Here is a 16,059-nt window from a genome sequence, read left to right on the forward strand (position 1 = left end):
TTTTACTGAGGTCGTTAAGCTTTAACACAGAGGGTTGCTGGGTGCGGTTTTCGAGAGTGTGAGAAGGGATAACTCCTCACTCCTCACTCCTCACTTTCAGCGTTTCCCTAAACTTTTCAGAAAGGATTGAATTTAAGTGCCTTTAAATAAAGATATAAAGCGAGTTCTCGTTATCGGCTCGGGTCCTATCGTTATAGGTCAGGCTGCTGAGTTTGACTATGCAGGTACACAGGCTTGCCGTGCGCTCAAGCAGGAGGGTCTGGAGGTTATTCTTATAAACTCTAACCCTGCTACTATCATGACGGACAATGCTATGGCTGACAAGATATACATTGAGCCGCTTACTCTTGAAACTGTTAAGAGAGTTATCAAAAAAGAACGCCCTGACAGCCTGCTTTCTACCCTTGGCGGTCAGACGGGTCTTACGCTTTCTATGCAGCTTGCTAAGGAGGGATTCCTTGACAAGTATAATGTTAAGCTTCTTGGTGCTAACCCTGAAACTATCGACAAGGCTGAGGACAGACAGATGTTCAAGGACACTATGGAGTCTATCGGTCAGCCATGTATCCCTTCAAAGGTCGTTAATACTGTTGAGGACGCTGTAGACTTCGCTAATCAGCCCGGTATCGGTTATCCTCTTATTATCAGACCAGCCTTTACACTTGGCGGTACAGGCGGCGGTATAGTTAATGATGAAGAAGAACTGAAAGAGATCACAAGAAATGGTCTTTATCTTTCACCTATCACTCAGGTGCTTGTTGAGAAATGTATCGCAGGCTGGAAAGAGATAGAGTTCGAGGTAATGAGAGACGCTAAGGGCAACGTTATCACTGTTTGCTCAATGGAGAACTTTGACCCTGTTGGTGTCCACACAGGCGACTCTATCGTTATCGCTCCTGCTGTTACGCTGGCTGATAAGGAATATCAGATGCTCCGTTCTGCGGCTTTGAAGATAATCGATACTCTTAAAGTAGAGGGTGGCTGTAACTGTCAGTTCGCTCTTAACCCTGATAGCTTCGAGTATGCTGTTATCGAGGTAAACCCTAGAGTTTCACGTTCTTCCGCACTTGCTTCTAAGGCGACAGGTTATCCTATCGCTAAGGTCGCAGCTCAGATAGCTATCGGATATACTCTTGACGAGATAAAGAATGCTGTAACAGGCAAGACTTATGCTTGCTTTGAGCCTGCCCTTGACTATGTTGTTGTTAAGCTCCCTAAGTGGCCTTTCGACAAGTTCGTTTATGCTAAGCGTGAGCTTGGTACACAGATGAAGGCTACAGGTGAAGTTATGGCAATTGGCTCAACTTTTGAGCAGGCTATAATGAAGGCTGTAAGAGGTGCTGAGATAGGTCATGACTGCCTTATCTCACCTAAGATGCTTGACCTTGATGACAAGACTATCCATGACAGACTTTCTGACTGCACAGACGAAAGACTTTTCGTTGTATACGAGGCTCTCAGACGTGGAGTTTCTGTTGATGAGATACACAGCATCACTAAGATAGACGAGTGGTTCCTCAATAAGCTTTGCAAGCTTATTGACATGGAAAAGACACTCAAGAATAACTTCAACGAGGACACTTATCTTGAAGCTAAGAAGATAGGCTATACTGATAAGGTCATCGAGAAGATAACAGGCAAGAAGATAGAAAAGCCTGTTCATGCTGTATTTAAAATGGTAGATACCTGTGCGGCTGAGTTTGCGGCTATGACACCTTACTTCTACTCAACATATGACAATGAGGACGAGGCAAGCGAGTTCATTGCAAACAGGGGTCATGACAGAAAGACTGTTATAGTATTCGGTTCAGGTCCTATCAGAATAGGTCAGGGTATCGAGTTCGACTATGCGTCAGTTCACTGCGTATGGGCTTTGAAAGAAAAGGGCTATGACGTTGTTATCGTAAACAACAACCCTGAAACAGTTTCAACTGACTTTGACACTGCTGACAGACTTTATTTCGAGCCTCTTACTGACGAGGACGTTATGAACATTATCAGAGTTGAGAAGCCTGTTGGAGTTGTTGTGGCATTCGGCGGACAGACTGCTATCAAGCTTACAAAGCATATGGCTGAGCATGGTGTAAACATTCTTGGTACTCCTCCTGACGCTATCGACGCTGCTGAGGACAGAGAGAGATTTGACGAGCTGCTTGAACAGCTTAAGATAAAAAGACCGCAGGGCTTCACTGTTATGACTTGTGACGAGGCTCTTGAAGTTGCAAACAAGATACACTATCCTGTTCTTATGAGACCTTCTTACGTTCTCGGCGGACAGAACATGATAATCGCATTCAACGATGACGATATCAAGGAATACATGGCTATCATTCTCGACCAGGGAATCGAGAACCCTGTACTTATAGACAAGTATCTTATGGGTACTGAGCTTGAGATAGACGCTATCTGTGACGGCGAGGATATTCTTATCCCTGGTATCATGGAGCATATCGAGAGAACAGGTATCCACTCAGGCGACTCTATTGCGGTTTATCCTGCATGGAACGTTTCTGACAGCCTGATAAACAGAATTATCGAGTGCTCAAAGAAGCTTGCTATCGCACTTAACACAAAGGGTCTTGTAAACATTCAGTATATTGCATACCATGACGAGATATATGTTATCGAGGTAAACCCACGTTCTTCAAGAACTATCCCTTATATCTCTAAGGTAACGGGCGTTCCTATGGTAGACCTTGCTACTAAGTGTATGCTTGGCGAGAAGCTCAAGGATATGGGCTACGGCACTGGCCTTTACAGAAATTCACCATATGTTGCCGTTAAAGTTCCTGTATTCTCATTCGAGAAGCTTATCGGCGTTGACAACCACCTTGGACCTGAGATGAAGTCAACAGGTGAGGTGCTTGCAGTTTCTAATTCTCTTGAAGAGTCACTGTATAAGGGCCTTACTGCTGCTGGCTACAAGCTTGGCAAGAAAGGCGGAGTATTCATCACTGTCAGAGATTCTGACAAGGGCGAGATACCACAGACGGCTAAGATGTTCGCTGACCTTGGATTTAAGATATACGCTACAAACGGCACTGCTAAGGTGCTTCACGAGCACGGCATTGACGCTGAGGTAGTGGCTAAGATACACGAGAACGAGGACAACAACACTCTTACACTTATCGAGAGCGGTAAGATAGCTTATGTTATCTCCACTTCTTCAAAGGGCAGAATACCTACAAGAGATTCTGTTAAGATAAGAAGAAAGACAGTTGAGTGGAACATTCCTTGTCTGACTTCTATCGACACTGCAAACGCTATTGCGGCATCTATCAGAAGTAAATACACTGAGTCAACTACTGAGATAGTTGATATCAACAACATGAGAACTGAAAAGCAGACATTTGAGTTCACAAAGATGCAGGGCTGCGGCAATGACTACATCTACTTCAACTGCTTTGACCAGAGAATAGACAATCCTGAGGGTCTGGCACTTAATCTGTCTGACAGACACTTCGGTATCGGCGGCGACGGCGTTATCCTTATCTGCCGTTCAAAGGTCGCAGACGCTAAGATGAGAATGTTCAATCTTGACGGTTCTGAGGGCAAGATGTGCGGAAACGGTATCAGATGCGTTGCTAAGTTCATGAGAGATAACGGTATTGTTGACAAGGACGAAATGACTATCGAAACACTTTCGGGTATCATGACAGTTTCACTTATCCGTCACTACGGTGAGGTAAGCGGTGCTACTGTAAACATGGGCAAGGCTATTCTTGCTCCTCACCTTGTTCCTGTTGAACTTGAGCCTGACGAGAACGGCAGGGTAGTTGACAGAAAGGTGAACATTGCAGGAAATGACTACAACATCACCTGCGTTTCAATGGGCAACCCACACGCCGTTGTATTCATGAACAATGTTGACAGCCTTGACATTGACAAGGTAGGTCCTGAGTTCGAGCATGACAAGATATTCCCTGAGAGAGTGAACGCTGAGTTCATCAAGGTGATCGATGACCACACACTCAAGATGAGAGTATGGGAGAGAGGCTCCGGCGAGACTTGGGCTTGCGGCACCGGTGCTTGTGCGGCAGCAGTTGCGGCTGTTCTTAACGGATTCTGCAAAAAGGACGAGGAAATATCTGTTATACTTAAGGGAGGCACTCTTAAGATAAGATACACAGACGAGGCTGTATATCTTACAGGCGACGCTGTAACAGTATTCTCAGGTCACATCGTAATGTAAATTTCGCAGCGGACACTGCGTTAAAAAAGCGGCAGCCGCAGAGCGTTTTGAATGTGCTTTGCGGCTGTGTGCGTTTTATAAGTTTGACCCGTGAAACTTCGGGTCGCAAAAATGAAAAGGAGTTGGAATTATGCCAAGTATAAACGAAAATTTTCTCAAGCTGGAAAAGAATTATCTTTTTATAAACATTGCCAAGAAGGTAAAGGCTTTCACTGAGGCACACCCTGAGGCTGACATCATCAGAATGGGTATCGGCGACGTTACTCAGCCTATCGCAAAGTGCGTTGTTGATGCAATGAAAAAGGGTGCTGACGAAATGGGCGTCAAGGAAACATTCAAGGGCTATGAGGACAGCGGTGCAGGATATGACTTCCTGAAAGAGGCTGTTGCAGGCTACTACAAGAGCTTCGGTGTTGACATTCCTGCTGACGACATCAGGATAAACGACGGTGCAAAGTCTGACTGCGGAAACATTGTTGACATTTTCGGTGACGACAATGTAGTGCTTATCACAGACCCTGCATATCCTGTTTATGTTGACACGAACCTTATGAACGGCAGAAAGGTAATTTATGCTGATTCAAACGAGGAGAACAACTTTGCGGCTATGCCTGACGAGAGCGTAAAGTGCGACATTATTTATCTTTGCTCACCTAACAATCCAACGGGTTCTGTTTACACTAAGGAGCAGCTTAAAGTTTGGATAGACTATGCAAAGAAGAACAACGCTATCATCATTTACGATTCTGCATACGAGGCATTCATTACAGAAAAGGACGTTCCAAGAAGTATTTTTGCTGTTGAGGGTGCAAAGGAATGTGCTATCGAGATGTGCTCACTTTCAAAGACAGCAGGCTTCACAGGTATGAGATGCGGATATACAGTTATCCCACACGAGCTTGTTGTTAAGGCATCTGACGGCAGTGAAGTTTCTATCGCTCAGCTTTGGGGCAGACGTGAAGGCTCAAAGTTCAATGGTGTATCATATCCTGTTCAGTGTGCTGCTGCGGCTGTATTCACTGAGGAGGGTCAGAAACAGACAAGAGCAAACATTGAATACTATCAGAACAACGCAAAGGTAATGGCTTCCACACTTGACGAGCTTGGTATCAAGTACACAGGCGGCAAGAACTCGCCATACATTTGGCTCAAGTGCCCTAACAACATGGGTTCATGGGAGTTCTTTGATTATCTTCTTGAGAATGCAAATGTTGTTGGCACACCTGGCGCAGGTTTTGGCAAGAATGGCGAAGGCTGGTTCAGACTTACTGCTTTTGGTGATAAGGACAGAACTGTTGAGGCTATGGAGAGAATAAAGAAGCTGCTGACTAAGTAGTGAGGAGTTAGGAGTGAGGAGTGAGGAATTATTCTTGCTTTTACTCTGATATTCTCGGATAGGTTTTATATGATTTTAAAAGGGCGGTTTTGACCGCTCTTTTTTTTGTTCGCAAATTCTACCGTCGTAAAATCGCTTCGCTCTTTGCGTGGTGGGGTTGTAAAATGAGATAGTAAAAGCGGTGCAGATTTTTTACTCCGACACCGCTTTGTTATTTGCTTTAGTTTGTGTTTCTTCTACTTGGTAGTGGCTCTTTGCTAGGTTTGGCTATGCCAATCCTCACTCCTCACTTAGCCTACACCTTTATTCTTCGATACTCTCCCGGAGTCATATTTTCATACCGTTTGAATACCACGGAGAAATAAGATCCGTCCTGAAAGCCAGTTTCATCTGATATCTCGCCTATGGTCTTGTTGGAATACACAAGCAGATCCTTTGCGTGCTGTACCCTTACTTGCGCAAGATACTCCATAGGTCTGAGCTGAAAATTTTTCTTAAAAAGTCTGCATAAGTGCTGCTCGGATACTCCTGCGATTTTTGCAAGCTCGTTAAGCTTTATTTGCTCCGGATAATGCTCTTCAATATATTGCAATACGTCTGCCAAGGCAACAGATTGTGCGGTATAAAATGACGAGAGCCTGTTATCAGCTATTTTACGATATTCTATAAGAAAGTCGTAAAGCTGTGCTGAAGCGTAATGATTGCCATAAAGCTTATCACTTTTCAAAGTATAATAGATGCGTGTTATGATACGGCGCAATCTGTCCATATCCACTCCCTGAATGGCGGTGAACTTATTTAGCTTCCACTGCTCCAAGAGGGGAATGACCTGTGAGCCTGAAAAGGCTATCCAATCCAGATACCACGCATCGCTTAGCGCATGATACTCATGTGGACAGAATGGGGGAATATAGAAAACAGTATCGGGCGGTATTTTTGTGGTTTCCCCGTTTATTATGACCTCGCCCTCCCCTGAACGTGACAAAAATATTTGTGGGTACTCGTAGCCATCTGCACGTTTTATTGGAAACTGCCAGCTTTCAAGTCCCAGGCCTACCACATAAAATGGCAGATTTTTTTCGTCGCCTATGACGGGATATATCTGTTTGTACATTATTTTGCACCCCCAATTTACATATCTTTATAATACCACTGGGTTTGGGGTTTGTCAAGATAAAACTATTCTTTTGCTGAGCTTTTAAAGAAAAGCGAAAAGATAAAGGCGAATGTCATGGCTGCAGTTATGCCTGCGGCGGAGGCGGTAAGTCCCCCTGTGAAAATGCCTAGGAAGCCTATTTTATCTATCTGTTCACGGACACCGTTATAAAGAAGATAGCCGAAGCCCGTGAGAGGGACAGTTGCGCCACAGTCTGCGAGGTCTATAAGTGGCTTATAAAGTCCCAGCGCACCCAGAAGCACGCCGCCTGTGACGTATGCCACCAGTATTCGCGCTGGGGTCAGTTTTGTGAAGTCCATAAGCACCTGTCCTATGGCACAAAAAAGACCTCCTATAAGAAAAGCCCATAGATAGTCCATTAGTTTGCTCCTTTCGTATCTTTTTCCCCTGACAGCCATACGAGATGTGATATAGATGGAATAGATTCCCCTTGCTGATTTACTGTTGGTGACATTAGCGCACCCGTGGCAGCAAAGAGGATATTTTTTATTTCACCTGCACGGAGCTTCGGGAGAAAATAGCCGCAGAGAACGCTTCCTGCACACCCGCAGCCGCTTCCACCTGCGTGGATATCCTGCTCGTCAAAGTCATAGAGCATCATGCCGCAATCTTTATGATTGTCACGGATATTTATATTTTCACGCTCGAAAAGCTCACAGAGAATACGGCTTCCAACTTTGCCAAGGTCGCCTGTGACGATATAATCGAAGTCGGAGGGGGTCATGCCTGTGTCGGTGAAAAATGTGCTAATTGTGGAAAAGGCTGCAGGAGCCATGGCTGCACCCATGTTGTTGGCGTCGCTCACGCCCAGGTCAACTATTTTTCCGATAGTACAGCCCCTGATGTAGGGAGGCTTGTCCGAGGGGGCAACCACCAATGAGCCTGAGGCTGTGGCTGTCCACTGAGATGTGGGAGTACGCTGTCCACCATAGTTGAGGGGAAAGCGGTACTGTCTTTCAGCGGTGCAGAAGTGGGAAGATGTGACCGCCATTGCTTTTTTTGCCAGGTCGTTGTCAACGAAAAGAGAGGCGAGGAGAAGTCCCTCCGCCATGGTGGAGCAGGCTCCGTAAATGCCAAGAAAGGGCATTTCAAAGGCTCTCACGCCATAGGTAGTGCCGACACACTGATTTAGCAGGTCACCGCCGAAAAGCACATCTATATCCTCGGGGGAGAGGGCGGCTTTATCCAAAGCGTGAAGCACTGCCTGCTTTTGAAGCTGACTTTCGCCCTTTTCAAAGCTGTCTGTGGAGAAATAGGGATCATCGTTTATTTTGTCAAAATAGTCGCCCAAAGGTCCTTCGTTTTCTTTCTTGCCGCCTATGGCTGCGAAAGAGATGACAGAGGGTGAGGTTTTCATAAGCTTAGTGGCTTTCATTTTATCACTCCTATTAATGAATATCGTCATTTGATGTTATTTTCTACATTGCAGATGAAAATATTCAAAAAAGTTTGGCGTTTTAAACGTAAACTTAAAACTATCTTAAAATAAACTTGTTTTGATCTCAAAATCGTTGACATATTCACAAAAAAAAGATATAATTAAATAGTCGATTTATTGTTGATTATGTAGTGTTTTGTTAAGTGGTATGTGTGAAGGGAGGATATGTCCCGTCGGGGGCATAGTTTTAGATGAAGAAAAATGAAGATAAGCCGGTGGTCATAAAGCTTGACCGAAAAAAAATAAAGCAGTCGGCTAAAGGCAGGGTGAAGCGAAATTATATCGCCTGCATAGCAGTGTGCTTCATAATGGTATTTATTGCAGGAGAATATGGCTCGACCACGCAGAATGTGTCAAGCTATGATAATTCTCACGTTGCTGATCTTAAATATGACGCCGAAGATAAGGAAGAGATCATTGAGGATATGGTTAAAAATGAACTTACGGCAGAGCAGGTCAGTGACAAGTGGCAGATAGATAATCCTGATGCTGTAAAAAAGTGGCTGGACGCTTATAAAAAATACGGAGTTGACGGGCTAAATTCAAAGGAAGTCACGTTCTTTGGTTCATCAAACGACACTTCTAATCTGGAAGCACTGGCAGACGCTTTTTCTTTTAGCCGAAATGCAAAGGAAAAGGCACAGAACTATCTTAATGACAGGCTCAATAATTTTACAGCCTCTGCTTCGGTTTATTTTGACAGTGCAACAAGCTCTAATTCCTATCAGTTTTCATTGCTTACGGCGATAATGAATGTTTTAGGAAAAAAATCCACATGGGATACTATAGTTTCATTCGTGTATTTTATTTTCCAGTTGATGTTCACCATATTCATAGTGAATGTGCTTTGGGTATGTGAGAGAAGATTTTTCCTTGAAAATCACACATACAAGAAAACGAAGATAGGCAGACTAGGCTTTCTTTTCCGTGAGAGAACGCTTCACCCCGCAAGGACTATGTTTGTAACCAGCATATATCAGACCTTATGGGCGTTTACTATCGTGGGATATCCTATAAAACATTATGCCTATTCAATGGTGCCGTTCATATGTGCGGAAAACCCTAACATCAAGACGAGAAAGGCAATAAAGCTTTCTATCGCCATGACTAGGGGATACAAGTGGCAGCTTTTCAAGGTGGATCTTTCTATGATAGGCTGGACACTGCTTTCGAGCATATCGTTCGGTGCAGTGGGAGTGTTCTGGTCTAACCCATACACAACGGCGATAGACGCAGAGGTGTATTTACAGCTAAGGCGTGAGGCTATCAAGAACAAGATAGAAGGCTATGAGGAGCTTAATGATAAGCTGCTTGACCTTGACCTTCTGGAAGAGCTTATGGCTGAGGAAGCTGCACAAAAGGGTGAAAATCCGGACATTGTTAGAAGCATACCGATATGCACGATAAAAGTGCCTGAAAATAATGAGAATGGGGGCGGTGAATAATGGAGAGAACGCTGACGCTTGACGATCTGCGGGAATTTGAGCAATACCCCGGTCTTGCGGTAGACAGAAAGGCGCATTTCAGCCGATTTGCCAACAAGACTATAGTTCACCGTGACTATCACAGAAACTATACACTCATGACGTATATACTGCTGTTTTTCATATTCGCATTTATAGGCTGGATATGGGAAGTGGGCATACACATCGTTGAGGACGGAGTTTTCGTCAATCGAGGAACCATGTTTGGTCCATGGCTTCCTATATATGGTTTTGGCGGTGTGTGCGGTATCATACTGCTGAAGCGGTTCATAGACCACCATGTGGCGACTTTTTTCCTTGTTGTGGGGTTATGCTCGGTGGTCGAATACGCAACGAGCTGGTATCTTGAAACGTTCAAGCACATGAAATATTGGGATTACACGGGATATTTCTGCAACATCAACGGCAGGATATGCCTTGAGGGAGCGTTGATATTTGGCTTTGCAGGCTGTGCAGGAATATACATCATGGCACCGTTTTTTGATGACCTTTTGAAGAAGATACCATTCAAGGCAAGGTTTGCGGCGTGTGTGATACTTGTTGTATTATTCTGTTGTGACGCTGTTTACTCAAAGGCTAATCCTAATCAGGGCAAGGGCATAACTGATTATGCGGCTTACAATCTGCCTTTTCACAGGGTCATGGTTAGTGAGGAGCTAGGAGTGAGGAGTGAGGAATTATTATTGCCGCACTCTGATATTCTCAGATAGGTTTGATATGACTATTAGAAGGGCGGTTTTTGACCGCCCTTTTTCTGTGTGGAAATTCTGTAGGGGCTGGCGTCCTAGATGTCCCAATTTGGTCGCCTGCTTAATCCTGTGTTATCCGCACAACATTCGACGTATTGTTTCAAAATGCTTAACGGCGTAACATTTGCAACACGGTACGTCTACACAAAATTGTGATAAAGCAAAACCTTGACACTCTCCGAACGGGACGTCGAGGGCGCCGTCCCCTACATTTTGTTCGCAAGTTCTATTGCTGCAAAATCGCTGGCGCTCTTTGCGGGGGGAGTTTGTAAAATGAGATAGTAAAAGCGGTGCAGAGTTTTCACTCCGACACCGCTTTGTTTTGTTATTTATTTAGTGCTTGTGATTTGTTCGGTTTGGCGTTGTCATTCCTCATTCCTCATTAAACTAGAGCTTTAATCCAAAGCTTATTGATAATGCCGAATTTACTGCGGACATGGAGCTTACGTCAAGTGTTCCCATTTTCTCCTTTAGCCTTTTCTTGTCCAATGTACGGATCTGTTCCAACAATACCACGGAATCTTTCGCTAGTCCGCAGGTGCCGCCGCCAACTTCTATATGTGTCGGCAGTTTCGCTTTATCAAGGCGGCTCGTTATTGCCGCTGCTATCACTGTGGGTGAATGCTTATTGCCTATGTCATTTTGTACTATCAGCACCGGTCGCATACCGCCTTGCTCTGAGCCTACCACTGGGCTGAGATCTGCATAATATATATCGCCCCTGTGTACAGTCACTTGTAAACACTCCTATTCTATGGGCTTTCGCCTTGATTTGCAGGCTTTTGCTCCTGCTTGTTCCTATTATTGCCTTATTATCGGGGTATTATACAAAAGTATCTATTTTGTTACAAGGTGCAGGGCTGTTTTATTTTATGCTGCAGCAGTGCTTTGGGTGAAAAGTCAGTATTGGTTGACTTTTCACGGTCAAAGTGATATACTTAACATAGTAAATAAAGGCGTAAATGCCTTGAAAGGAATGATTCTATGAGCGAAGGCTGCACACATGATTGCGAAAACTGTGCTTCAAAATGCTCTGATAAAAAGAGCTTGAAAGAGGAGCTTAATGCTGCGAGCTCTGTGAAAAAGGTATATGCAGTAATGAGCGGAAAGGGTGGCGTAGGCAAGTCTTTGGTGACAAGTATGCTTGCAGTAACGGCACAAAGACGTGGTTTTAAGACCGCTGTGTTGGACGCTGACATAACAGGCCCGTCTATACCGACAGCGTTTAATATCCACGAGAGAGCTAATACCAATATGTATGGCATTATCCCTGCGGTGAGCAAGACCGGTATCGAGATAATGAGCCTTAATCTGCTTCTTGAAAATGAAACTGACCCTGTTGTATGGCGTGGCCCTGTTATCGCAGGTGCAGTGAAGCAGTTTTGGACAGATGTGGCATGGAACGACGTTGACGTGATGTTTATAGATATGCCACCAGGAACAGGCGACGTGCCACTGACAGTTTTTCAATCCATTAAGGTTGACGGCATAGTTATCGTCACTTCGCCACAGGAATTGGTTTCCATGATAGTCGAGAAAGCGGTGCATATGGCGGATATGATGAAAGTACCGGTGCTTGGAATAGTGGAGAATATGTCATATTTTGAGTGCCCTGATTGTGGTAAGAAGCATAATATCTATGGTGAGAGCCATGTGGACGAAGCGGCAGTGAAGTTTGGTATCGACGCTGTGGCGAAAATGCCTATAGACCCGAAGTTTGCGAAAGCTTGCGATAACGGTGAGATAGAAGAAGTCGAGGGCGGCTGGCTGGATTCCATTGCGGATAAACTTCTCGGTTAAAGTGAGGAGTGAGGAGTGAGGAATGGCATAGCCAACCGAACAAATCACAAGCATAAAGTAAAAGTCAACACCGAGCGTAGCGAGAGATAAAACGCAGGCACAAGCCCGGCGTTAGAGGGCTTGCAGGGTCAAGGGACAGAGTCCCTTGCGGAGCTTGAGGCAGAGCCTCAATAGGCGTAAGCCTATCAAGCGGTGCAGAAAAAGTAAAGAAGAAATATAAAGTAGTGATTAAAACAAAGCGGTGTCGGAGCACAAAACTCTGCACCGCTTTTTCCATCCCATAGCACAACGTAAAATCCGCAAAGAGCGTAGCGATTTTGCGGCACAGCGAATTTGCCTGAAACTCTGTATGGGCTGGCGCCCTCGACAGCCCGCTCGAAGCGGTAAGGTTTGATTATTCATGAATTTGTGTAGACGTGCCGTGTGCGGAAATGTTGTGCCGTACAGTGTTTTGAAAAAAATATGCCGAACGTTGTGCGGATAACGTAGAATTGGACAGGCAAACGAGAAGCGGGACGTCGCATTTCTGCTTGCAGAAATTGCGCTGCTCCCCTACATGGTTTGTGAAACGCAAAGCATTGTGTGGATATCGCAAAAAAAGCAGGCAAGTCAAAAAACTGACTCGCCTGCTTTCGCTATATTCAGTAATTATTAGAAACCAAGAATGCCCTTGAAATCTTCAATAAGCTTTTCTTCCTGTGCTTCTGCATCAGCTCTTGTGTCGCCGATAGTTGTGTAGTATGCCTTGATCTTTGGCTCTGTGCCGGAAGGTCTGATTATTACACTTGCGCCCTGCTCAAGCTTGAATGCGATAACATCTGACTTTGGAAGCGTAAGAACTGTCTTTGCGCCTGTTTCAAGGTTTGTTTCCTCAGATGCAAGATAATCTGCTATGTCTACTACCTTGAGTCCGCCAATAGCCTTAGGTGGATTAGCTCTCAGATCAGTCATGATCTCCTTCATTCTCTCCATTCCGCTTGCACCCTCGCACTGGAATGACTTCTGGCTGTGGAGATAGTTGCCGTACTTCTTGTACATATCTTCTCTTGCCTGAAGCAGTGAGATACCCTTTGTTCTGTAGAATGCTGCCATTTCACAAATGAGCATTGAGCCTACAACTGCGTCCTTATCTCTTACATATGAGCCTGCAAGATAACCATAGCTCTCTTCAAATCCGAAGATATATCTGTCGTCCTGTCCCTCTTTCTCAAGGAAACCGATCTGCTCGCCGATAAACTTGAAGCCTGTGAGAACTTCTCTAAGCTCTACATTGTACTCTGCTGCTATCTTCTTGCATATGTCTGTTGTTACGATAGTCTTAACAGCTACAGGGTTCTTTGGCATTGTGCCGAGGGCTGTTCTTTCCTGGCAAATGTATTTGAGAAGCATTGCGCCTACTTCGTTTCCGCTGAACAGTACATAGTTTCCATCTGGGTCTGGTACTGCGATACCAACTCTGTCACAGTCTGGGTCTGTTGCAAGAAGAAGATCAGGCTTTACTGTCTTGCAAAGCTCAAGTCCCTTTGCAAGGGCTTCCTTTATCTCAGGGTTAGGGAACGGGCAGGTAGGGAAGTTTCCGTCAGGATTTTCCTGCTCAGGTACTACTGTTACTTCCTTTATGCCTATCTTCTTAAGGATAGCTCTTACAGGCTTGTTGCCTGTACCATTAAGAGGAGTGTATACAACCTTGAGTCCGCTGTCTGCTACGAGGTCAGTATGTACGCCCTGCTGTGCTACCTTGTCAAGATACTTGTCGATAACTTCCTGCTTGATGTATTCGATCTTGCCAGACTTGATGCCGTCCTCAAAGTCCATTACCTTTGCACCGCCGAACATCTCAACTGCGTTGATCTTGCCGATAACTGTGTTTGCAACATCGAGTGTGATCTGACAGCCGTCCTCGCCGTAAACCTTGTAACCATTGTACTTTGCAGGATTGTGTGATGCAGTTATAACGATACCTGCCTGACATTTAAGCTCTCTTACAGCCCATGAAAGCATTGGAGTCGGCATAAGCTCTGAATAGATGTATACCTTTATGCCGTTTGCAGCCAGAACCGCAGCAGCTTCCTTTGCGAACTTGTCAGACTTGATACGGCTGTCATATGCGATAGCTACGCTGCCGTTTTCAAATGCGCCGTTTACATAGTCCGCAAGACCCTGTGTTGCACGTCTGATAGTGTAAACATTAAGTCTGTATGCGCCTGCACCGATAACTCCTCTGAGTCCGCCTGTGCCAAATTCAAGATCTCTGTAAAATCTGTCCTGGATCGCAGCCTCGTCGCCCTCGATAGACTTAAGCTCTGTCTGGAGATCAGGATCGTCAACAGCCTTTTCACACCAAAGCTTGTAAAGTTCCATTTCTGTCATTGTTAAATCACCTCATATAAATATTTCGCTTATAAAATACATATTTCTATAGGATACATTATAGCACACTCCCCTATTTATTTCAAGAGTTGTAACAGTTATTTAACAAATTCCTGCAACTATTTACAAATGAGTTTCTGGAAACATTTTGGGGCATAATGCTAATTTCGGGACAGGGTGAATATAAATATAAAAATAGTATATGTGAGAGGTGGAAAATGTGAAAATATTAAGGAAAATATGCTCGGCAGTGTTATGTGCGGCGGTGGCAGTGTTTATGGTGTGTTCGCTGGCGGAGGGAAAAGAAAAAGCAGGTGCGCTGTCATCGGAGGACTTTGTGCCTGCGGACACAGTGGCGGTGAGCGATATTATAGAGGGGCTTACGGCTAGGTCTGCAGTGGTGATGGAGATGACAACAGGCAGGGTGCTTTTTGAGAAAGAGCCGCAGGAGCAGTGTGAGTGCGGTCACTATGCGAAGCTCATGGTGCTTTTGCTCACAGCAGAAAAGATAGACAGCGGTGAGCTTTCCATGAGCGACACGTCAGTGGTGTCGGAGTATGCCAACTCTCAGCAGGGAAGCCAGATATGGCTTGACAAGGGAGAGAAGATATCTGTGGAGGAGCTTATAAAATCAGTGTCTGCAGGCAATGCAAACGACGGCTGTGCAGCGCTTGCGGAAAAGGTGGCAGGCTCGGCAGACAAGGCGGTGGAGCTTATGAACAGCCGTGCGAAAATGCTTGGCATGGATGGTACTGTTTACACTGATTGTACTGGCATGGGAGAGGGCAATGTTACAACAGCAAAGGACACGGCTTTGCTTTGTTCGGAACTTGCAAAATACAAAAATCTCACTCCTTATCTTACCTGCTGGCTTGACACTGTGAGAGACGGCAAGGCGGAGCTTGTGAACCTTAATAGGCTTGTGCGTACTTACAAGGGCGTAACAGGCATGAAAGCGTGGGGAAGTGAAAAGGCTGGGAGCTGTATTGCGGCAACGGCTGAAAAAGGGGATATGTCAGTATGCGTAGTGCTTAACGGCTGCGATTCGCAGGAGAATATGAATGCTGAGGCGAAGAAACTTCTGAACTTGGCGTTCGATACTTATGAGATATACACCCCTGAACTTCCTGATGATATGGTAAAGGAAACTGTGGTGTGCGGAGGAGAGGAACTTTCTGTGGAGCTTGCTCCCGAGGGGCTTTATCCTATAGTTATACCGAGGGGAACATATCGTATGGTGGAGTGCGATTTTACGGCAGAGGAGAAGCTTGACGCACCTGTGAAAAATGGCGAAACTGCGGGAGAAATAAGATACACCATGGGCGGCGAGGTGATATTAGAGGGAAAGATAGTCGCCTGCAAAGAGGTGAAGAAAATGAATTTTATCTGCGGCATAAAAAAGCTTGTGTACAATCTGCTGAGTATGCAATGAGAGATTTGTTTAAAATGCACAAAAGATGATTTCGCTTTATAAAACTCTTGAAATGTTCACAAAAATATAGTATAATTTATC

Annotated in this window: 11 protein-coding genes; 6 read left to right on the forward strand and 5 right to left on the reverse strand. The window is 44.9% G+C overall.

Features of this window, described 5'->3' with window-relative positions; all coding sequences use genetic code 11:
• Nucleotides 1-136: 136 nt before the first annotated feature.
• Nucleotides 137-4,192: a carbamoyl-phosphate synthase large subunit gene (gene carB, locus DW938_RS00195; RefSeq protein WP_118123533.1), complete on the forward strand. Its 4,056-nt coding sequence runs from the start codon at nucleotides 137-139 to the stop codon at nucleotides 4,190-4,192.
• A gap of 130 nt (nucleotides 4,193-4,322) precedes the next feature.
• The gene (locus DW938_RS00200) at nucleotides 4,323-5,528 is read left to right on the forward strand and encodes an LL-diaminopimelate aminotransferase (RefSeq protein ID WP_118123534.1); all 1,206 of its coding nucleotides are present in this window, start codon (nucleotides 4,323-4,325) and stop codon (nucleotides 5,526-5,528) included.
• A 295-nt stretch (nucleotides 5,529-5,823) separates the two neighbouring features.
• Here the strand turns inward: DW938_RS00200 and DW938_RS00205 are convergent, their stop codons facing one another.
• The 3 genes from DW938_RS00205 to DW938_RS00215 form a co-directional block, all read right to left on the reverse strand.
• A complete protein-coding gene (locus tag DW938_RS00205; RefSeq protein ID WP_051706839.1) occupies nucleotides 5,824-6,642 on the reverse strand; it encodes an AraC family transcriptional regulator in 819 nt (272 codons plus the stop codon).
• A 65-nt stretch (nucleotides 6,643-6,707) separates the two neighbouring features.
• A complete protein-coding gene (gene spoVAE, locus DW938_RS00210) occupies nucleotides 6,708-7,064 on the reverse strand; it encodes a stage V sporulation protein AE (RefSeq protein ID WP_118123535.1) in 357 nt (118 codons plus the stop codon).
• The gene (locus DW938_RS00215) at nucleotides 7,064-8,080 is read right to left on the reverse strand and encodes a stage V sporulation protein AD (protein ID WP_118123536.1); all 1,017 of its coding nucleotides are present in this window, start codon (nucleotides 8,078-8,080) and stop codon (nucleotides 7,064-7,066) included. Before DW938_RS00215 ends, spoVAE begins: the two co-directional genes overlap by 1 nt.
• A 254-nt stretch (nucleotides 8,081-8,334) precedes the next feature.
• Here DW938_RS00215 and DW938_RS00220 point away from each other — a divergent pair, with 254 nt between their 5' ends.
• Both DW938_RS00220 and DW938_RS00225 read left to right on the forward strand, forming a co-directional pair.
• Nucleotides 8,335-9,588 carry a DUF975 family protein gene (locus tag DW938_RS00220; protein ID WP_118123537.1) on the forward strand — a complete coding sequence of 418 codons (1,254 nt, stop codon included), beginning with the start codon at nucleotides 8,335-8,337 and terminating at the stop codon, nucleotides 9,586-9,588.
• On the forward strand, nucleotides 9,588-10,337 hold the full coding sequence (locus DW938_RS00225; RefSeq protein WP_118123538.1) for a putative ABC transporter permease: 750 nt from the start codon (nucleotides 9,588-9,590) through the stop codon (nucleotides 10,335-10,337). Before DW938_RS00220 ends, DW938_RS00225 begins: the two co-directional genes overlap by 1 nt.
• A 426-nt stretch (nucleotides 10,338-10,763) precedes the next feature.
• Here DW938_RS00225 and DW938_RS00230 read toward each other — a convergent pair whose 3' ends face one another.
• Nucleotides 10,764-11,111, reverse strand: coding sequence for a type II toxin-antitoxin system PemK/MazF family toxin (locus tag DW938_RS00230; protein WP_022287405.1), 348 nt, complete (start codon nucleotides 11,109-11,111; stop codon nucleotides 10,764-10,766).
• A 249-nt stretch (nucleotides 11,112-11,360) separates the two neighbouring features.
• On the opposite strand from DW938_RS00230, the gene DW938_RS00235 reads away from it, so the two are divergent.
• The gene (locus DW938_RS00235; protein WP_041337156.1) at nucleotides 11,361-12,176 is read left to right on the forward strand and encodes an Mrp/NBP35 family ATP-binding protein; all 816 of its coding nucleotides are present in this window, start codon (nucleotides 11,361-11,363) and stop codon (nucleotides 12,174-12,176) included.
• A 651-nt stretch (nucleotides 12,177-12,827) separates the two neighbouring features.
• On the opposite strand, the gene DW938_RS00240 is transcribed toward DW938_RS00235, so the two are convergent.
• Nucleotides 12,828-14,546, reverse strand: a complete 1,719-nt coding sequence (locus DW938_RS00240; RefSeq protein ID WP_117878033.1) for a phospho-sugar mutase — start codon at nucleotides 14,544-14,546, stop codon at nucleotides 12,828-12,830.
• Nucleotides 14,547-14,766: 220 nt separating this feature from the next.
• Between DW938_RS00240 and DW938_RS00245 the strand changes: the two genes are divergently transcribed.
• Nucleotides 14,767-15,978, forward strand: coding sequence for a D-alanyl-D-alanine carboxypeptidase family protein (locus tag DW938_RS00245; protein WP_147342346.1), 1,212 nt, complete (start codon nucleotides 14,767-14,769; stop codon nucleotides 15,976-15,978).
• Nucleotides 15,979-16,059 lie beyond the last annotated feature (81 nt).

Source organism: Ruminococcus sp. AM43-6 (assembly GCF_003461785.1).
Taxonomy (GTDB): domain Bacteria; phylum Bacillota; class Clostridia; order Oscillospirales; family Ruminococcaceae; genus Hominimerdicola; species Hominimerdicola aceti.

Bases quoted from the DNA above. Each gene is read 5' to 3' on its own strand.
- DW938_RS00200 (WP_118123534.1), top strand. From the start codon at position 4,323: ATGCCAAGTATAAACGAAAATTTTCTCAAGCTGGAAAAGAATTATCTT.
- DW938_RS00205 (WP_051706839.1), bottom strand. From the start codon at position 6,642: ATGTACAAACAGATATATCCCGTCATAGGCGACGAAAAAAATCTGCCA.
- spoVAE (WP_118123535.1), bottom strand. From the start codon at position 7,064: ATGGACTATCTATGGGCTTTTCTTATAGGAGGTCTTTTTTGTGCCATA.
- DW938_RS00215 (WP_118123536.1), bottom strand. From the start codon at position 8,080: ATGAAAGCCACTAAGCTTATGAAAACCTCACCCTCTGTCATCTCTTTC.
- DW938_RS00220 (WP_118123537.1), top strand. From the start codon at position 8,335: ATGAAGAAAAATGAAGATAAGCCGGTGGTCATAAAGCTTGACCGAAAA.
- DW938_RS00225 (WP_118123538.1), top strand. From the start codon at position 9,588: ATGGAGAGAACGCTGACGCTTGACGATCTGCGGGAATTTGAGCAATAC.
- DW938_RS00235 (WP_041337156.1), top strand. From the start codon at position 11,361: ATGAGCGAAGGCTGCACACATGATTGCGAAAACTGTGCTTCAAAATGC.
- DW938_RS00240 (WP_117878033.1), bottom strand. From the start codon at position 14,546: ATGACAGAAATGGAACTTTACAAGCTTTGGTGTGAAAAGGCTGTTGAC.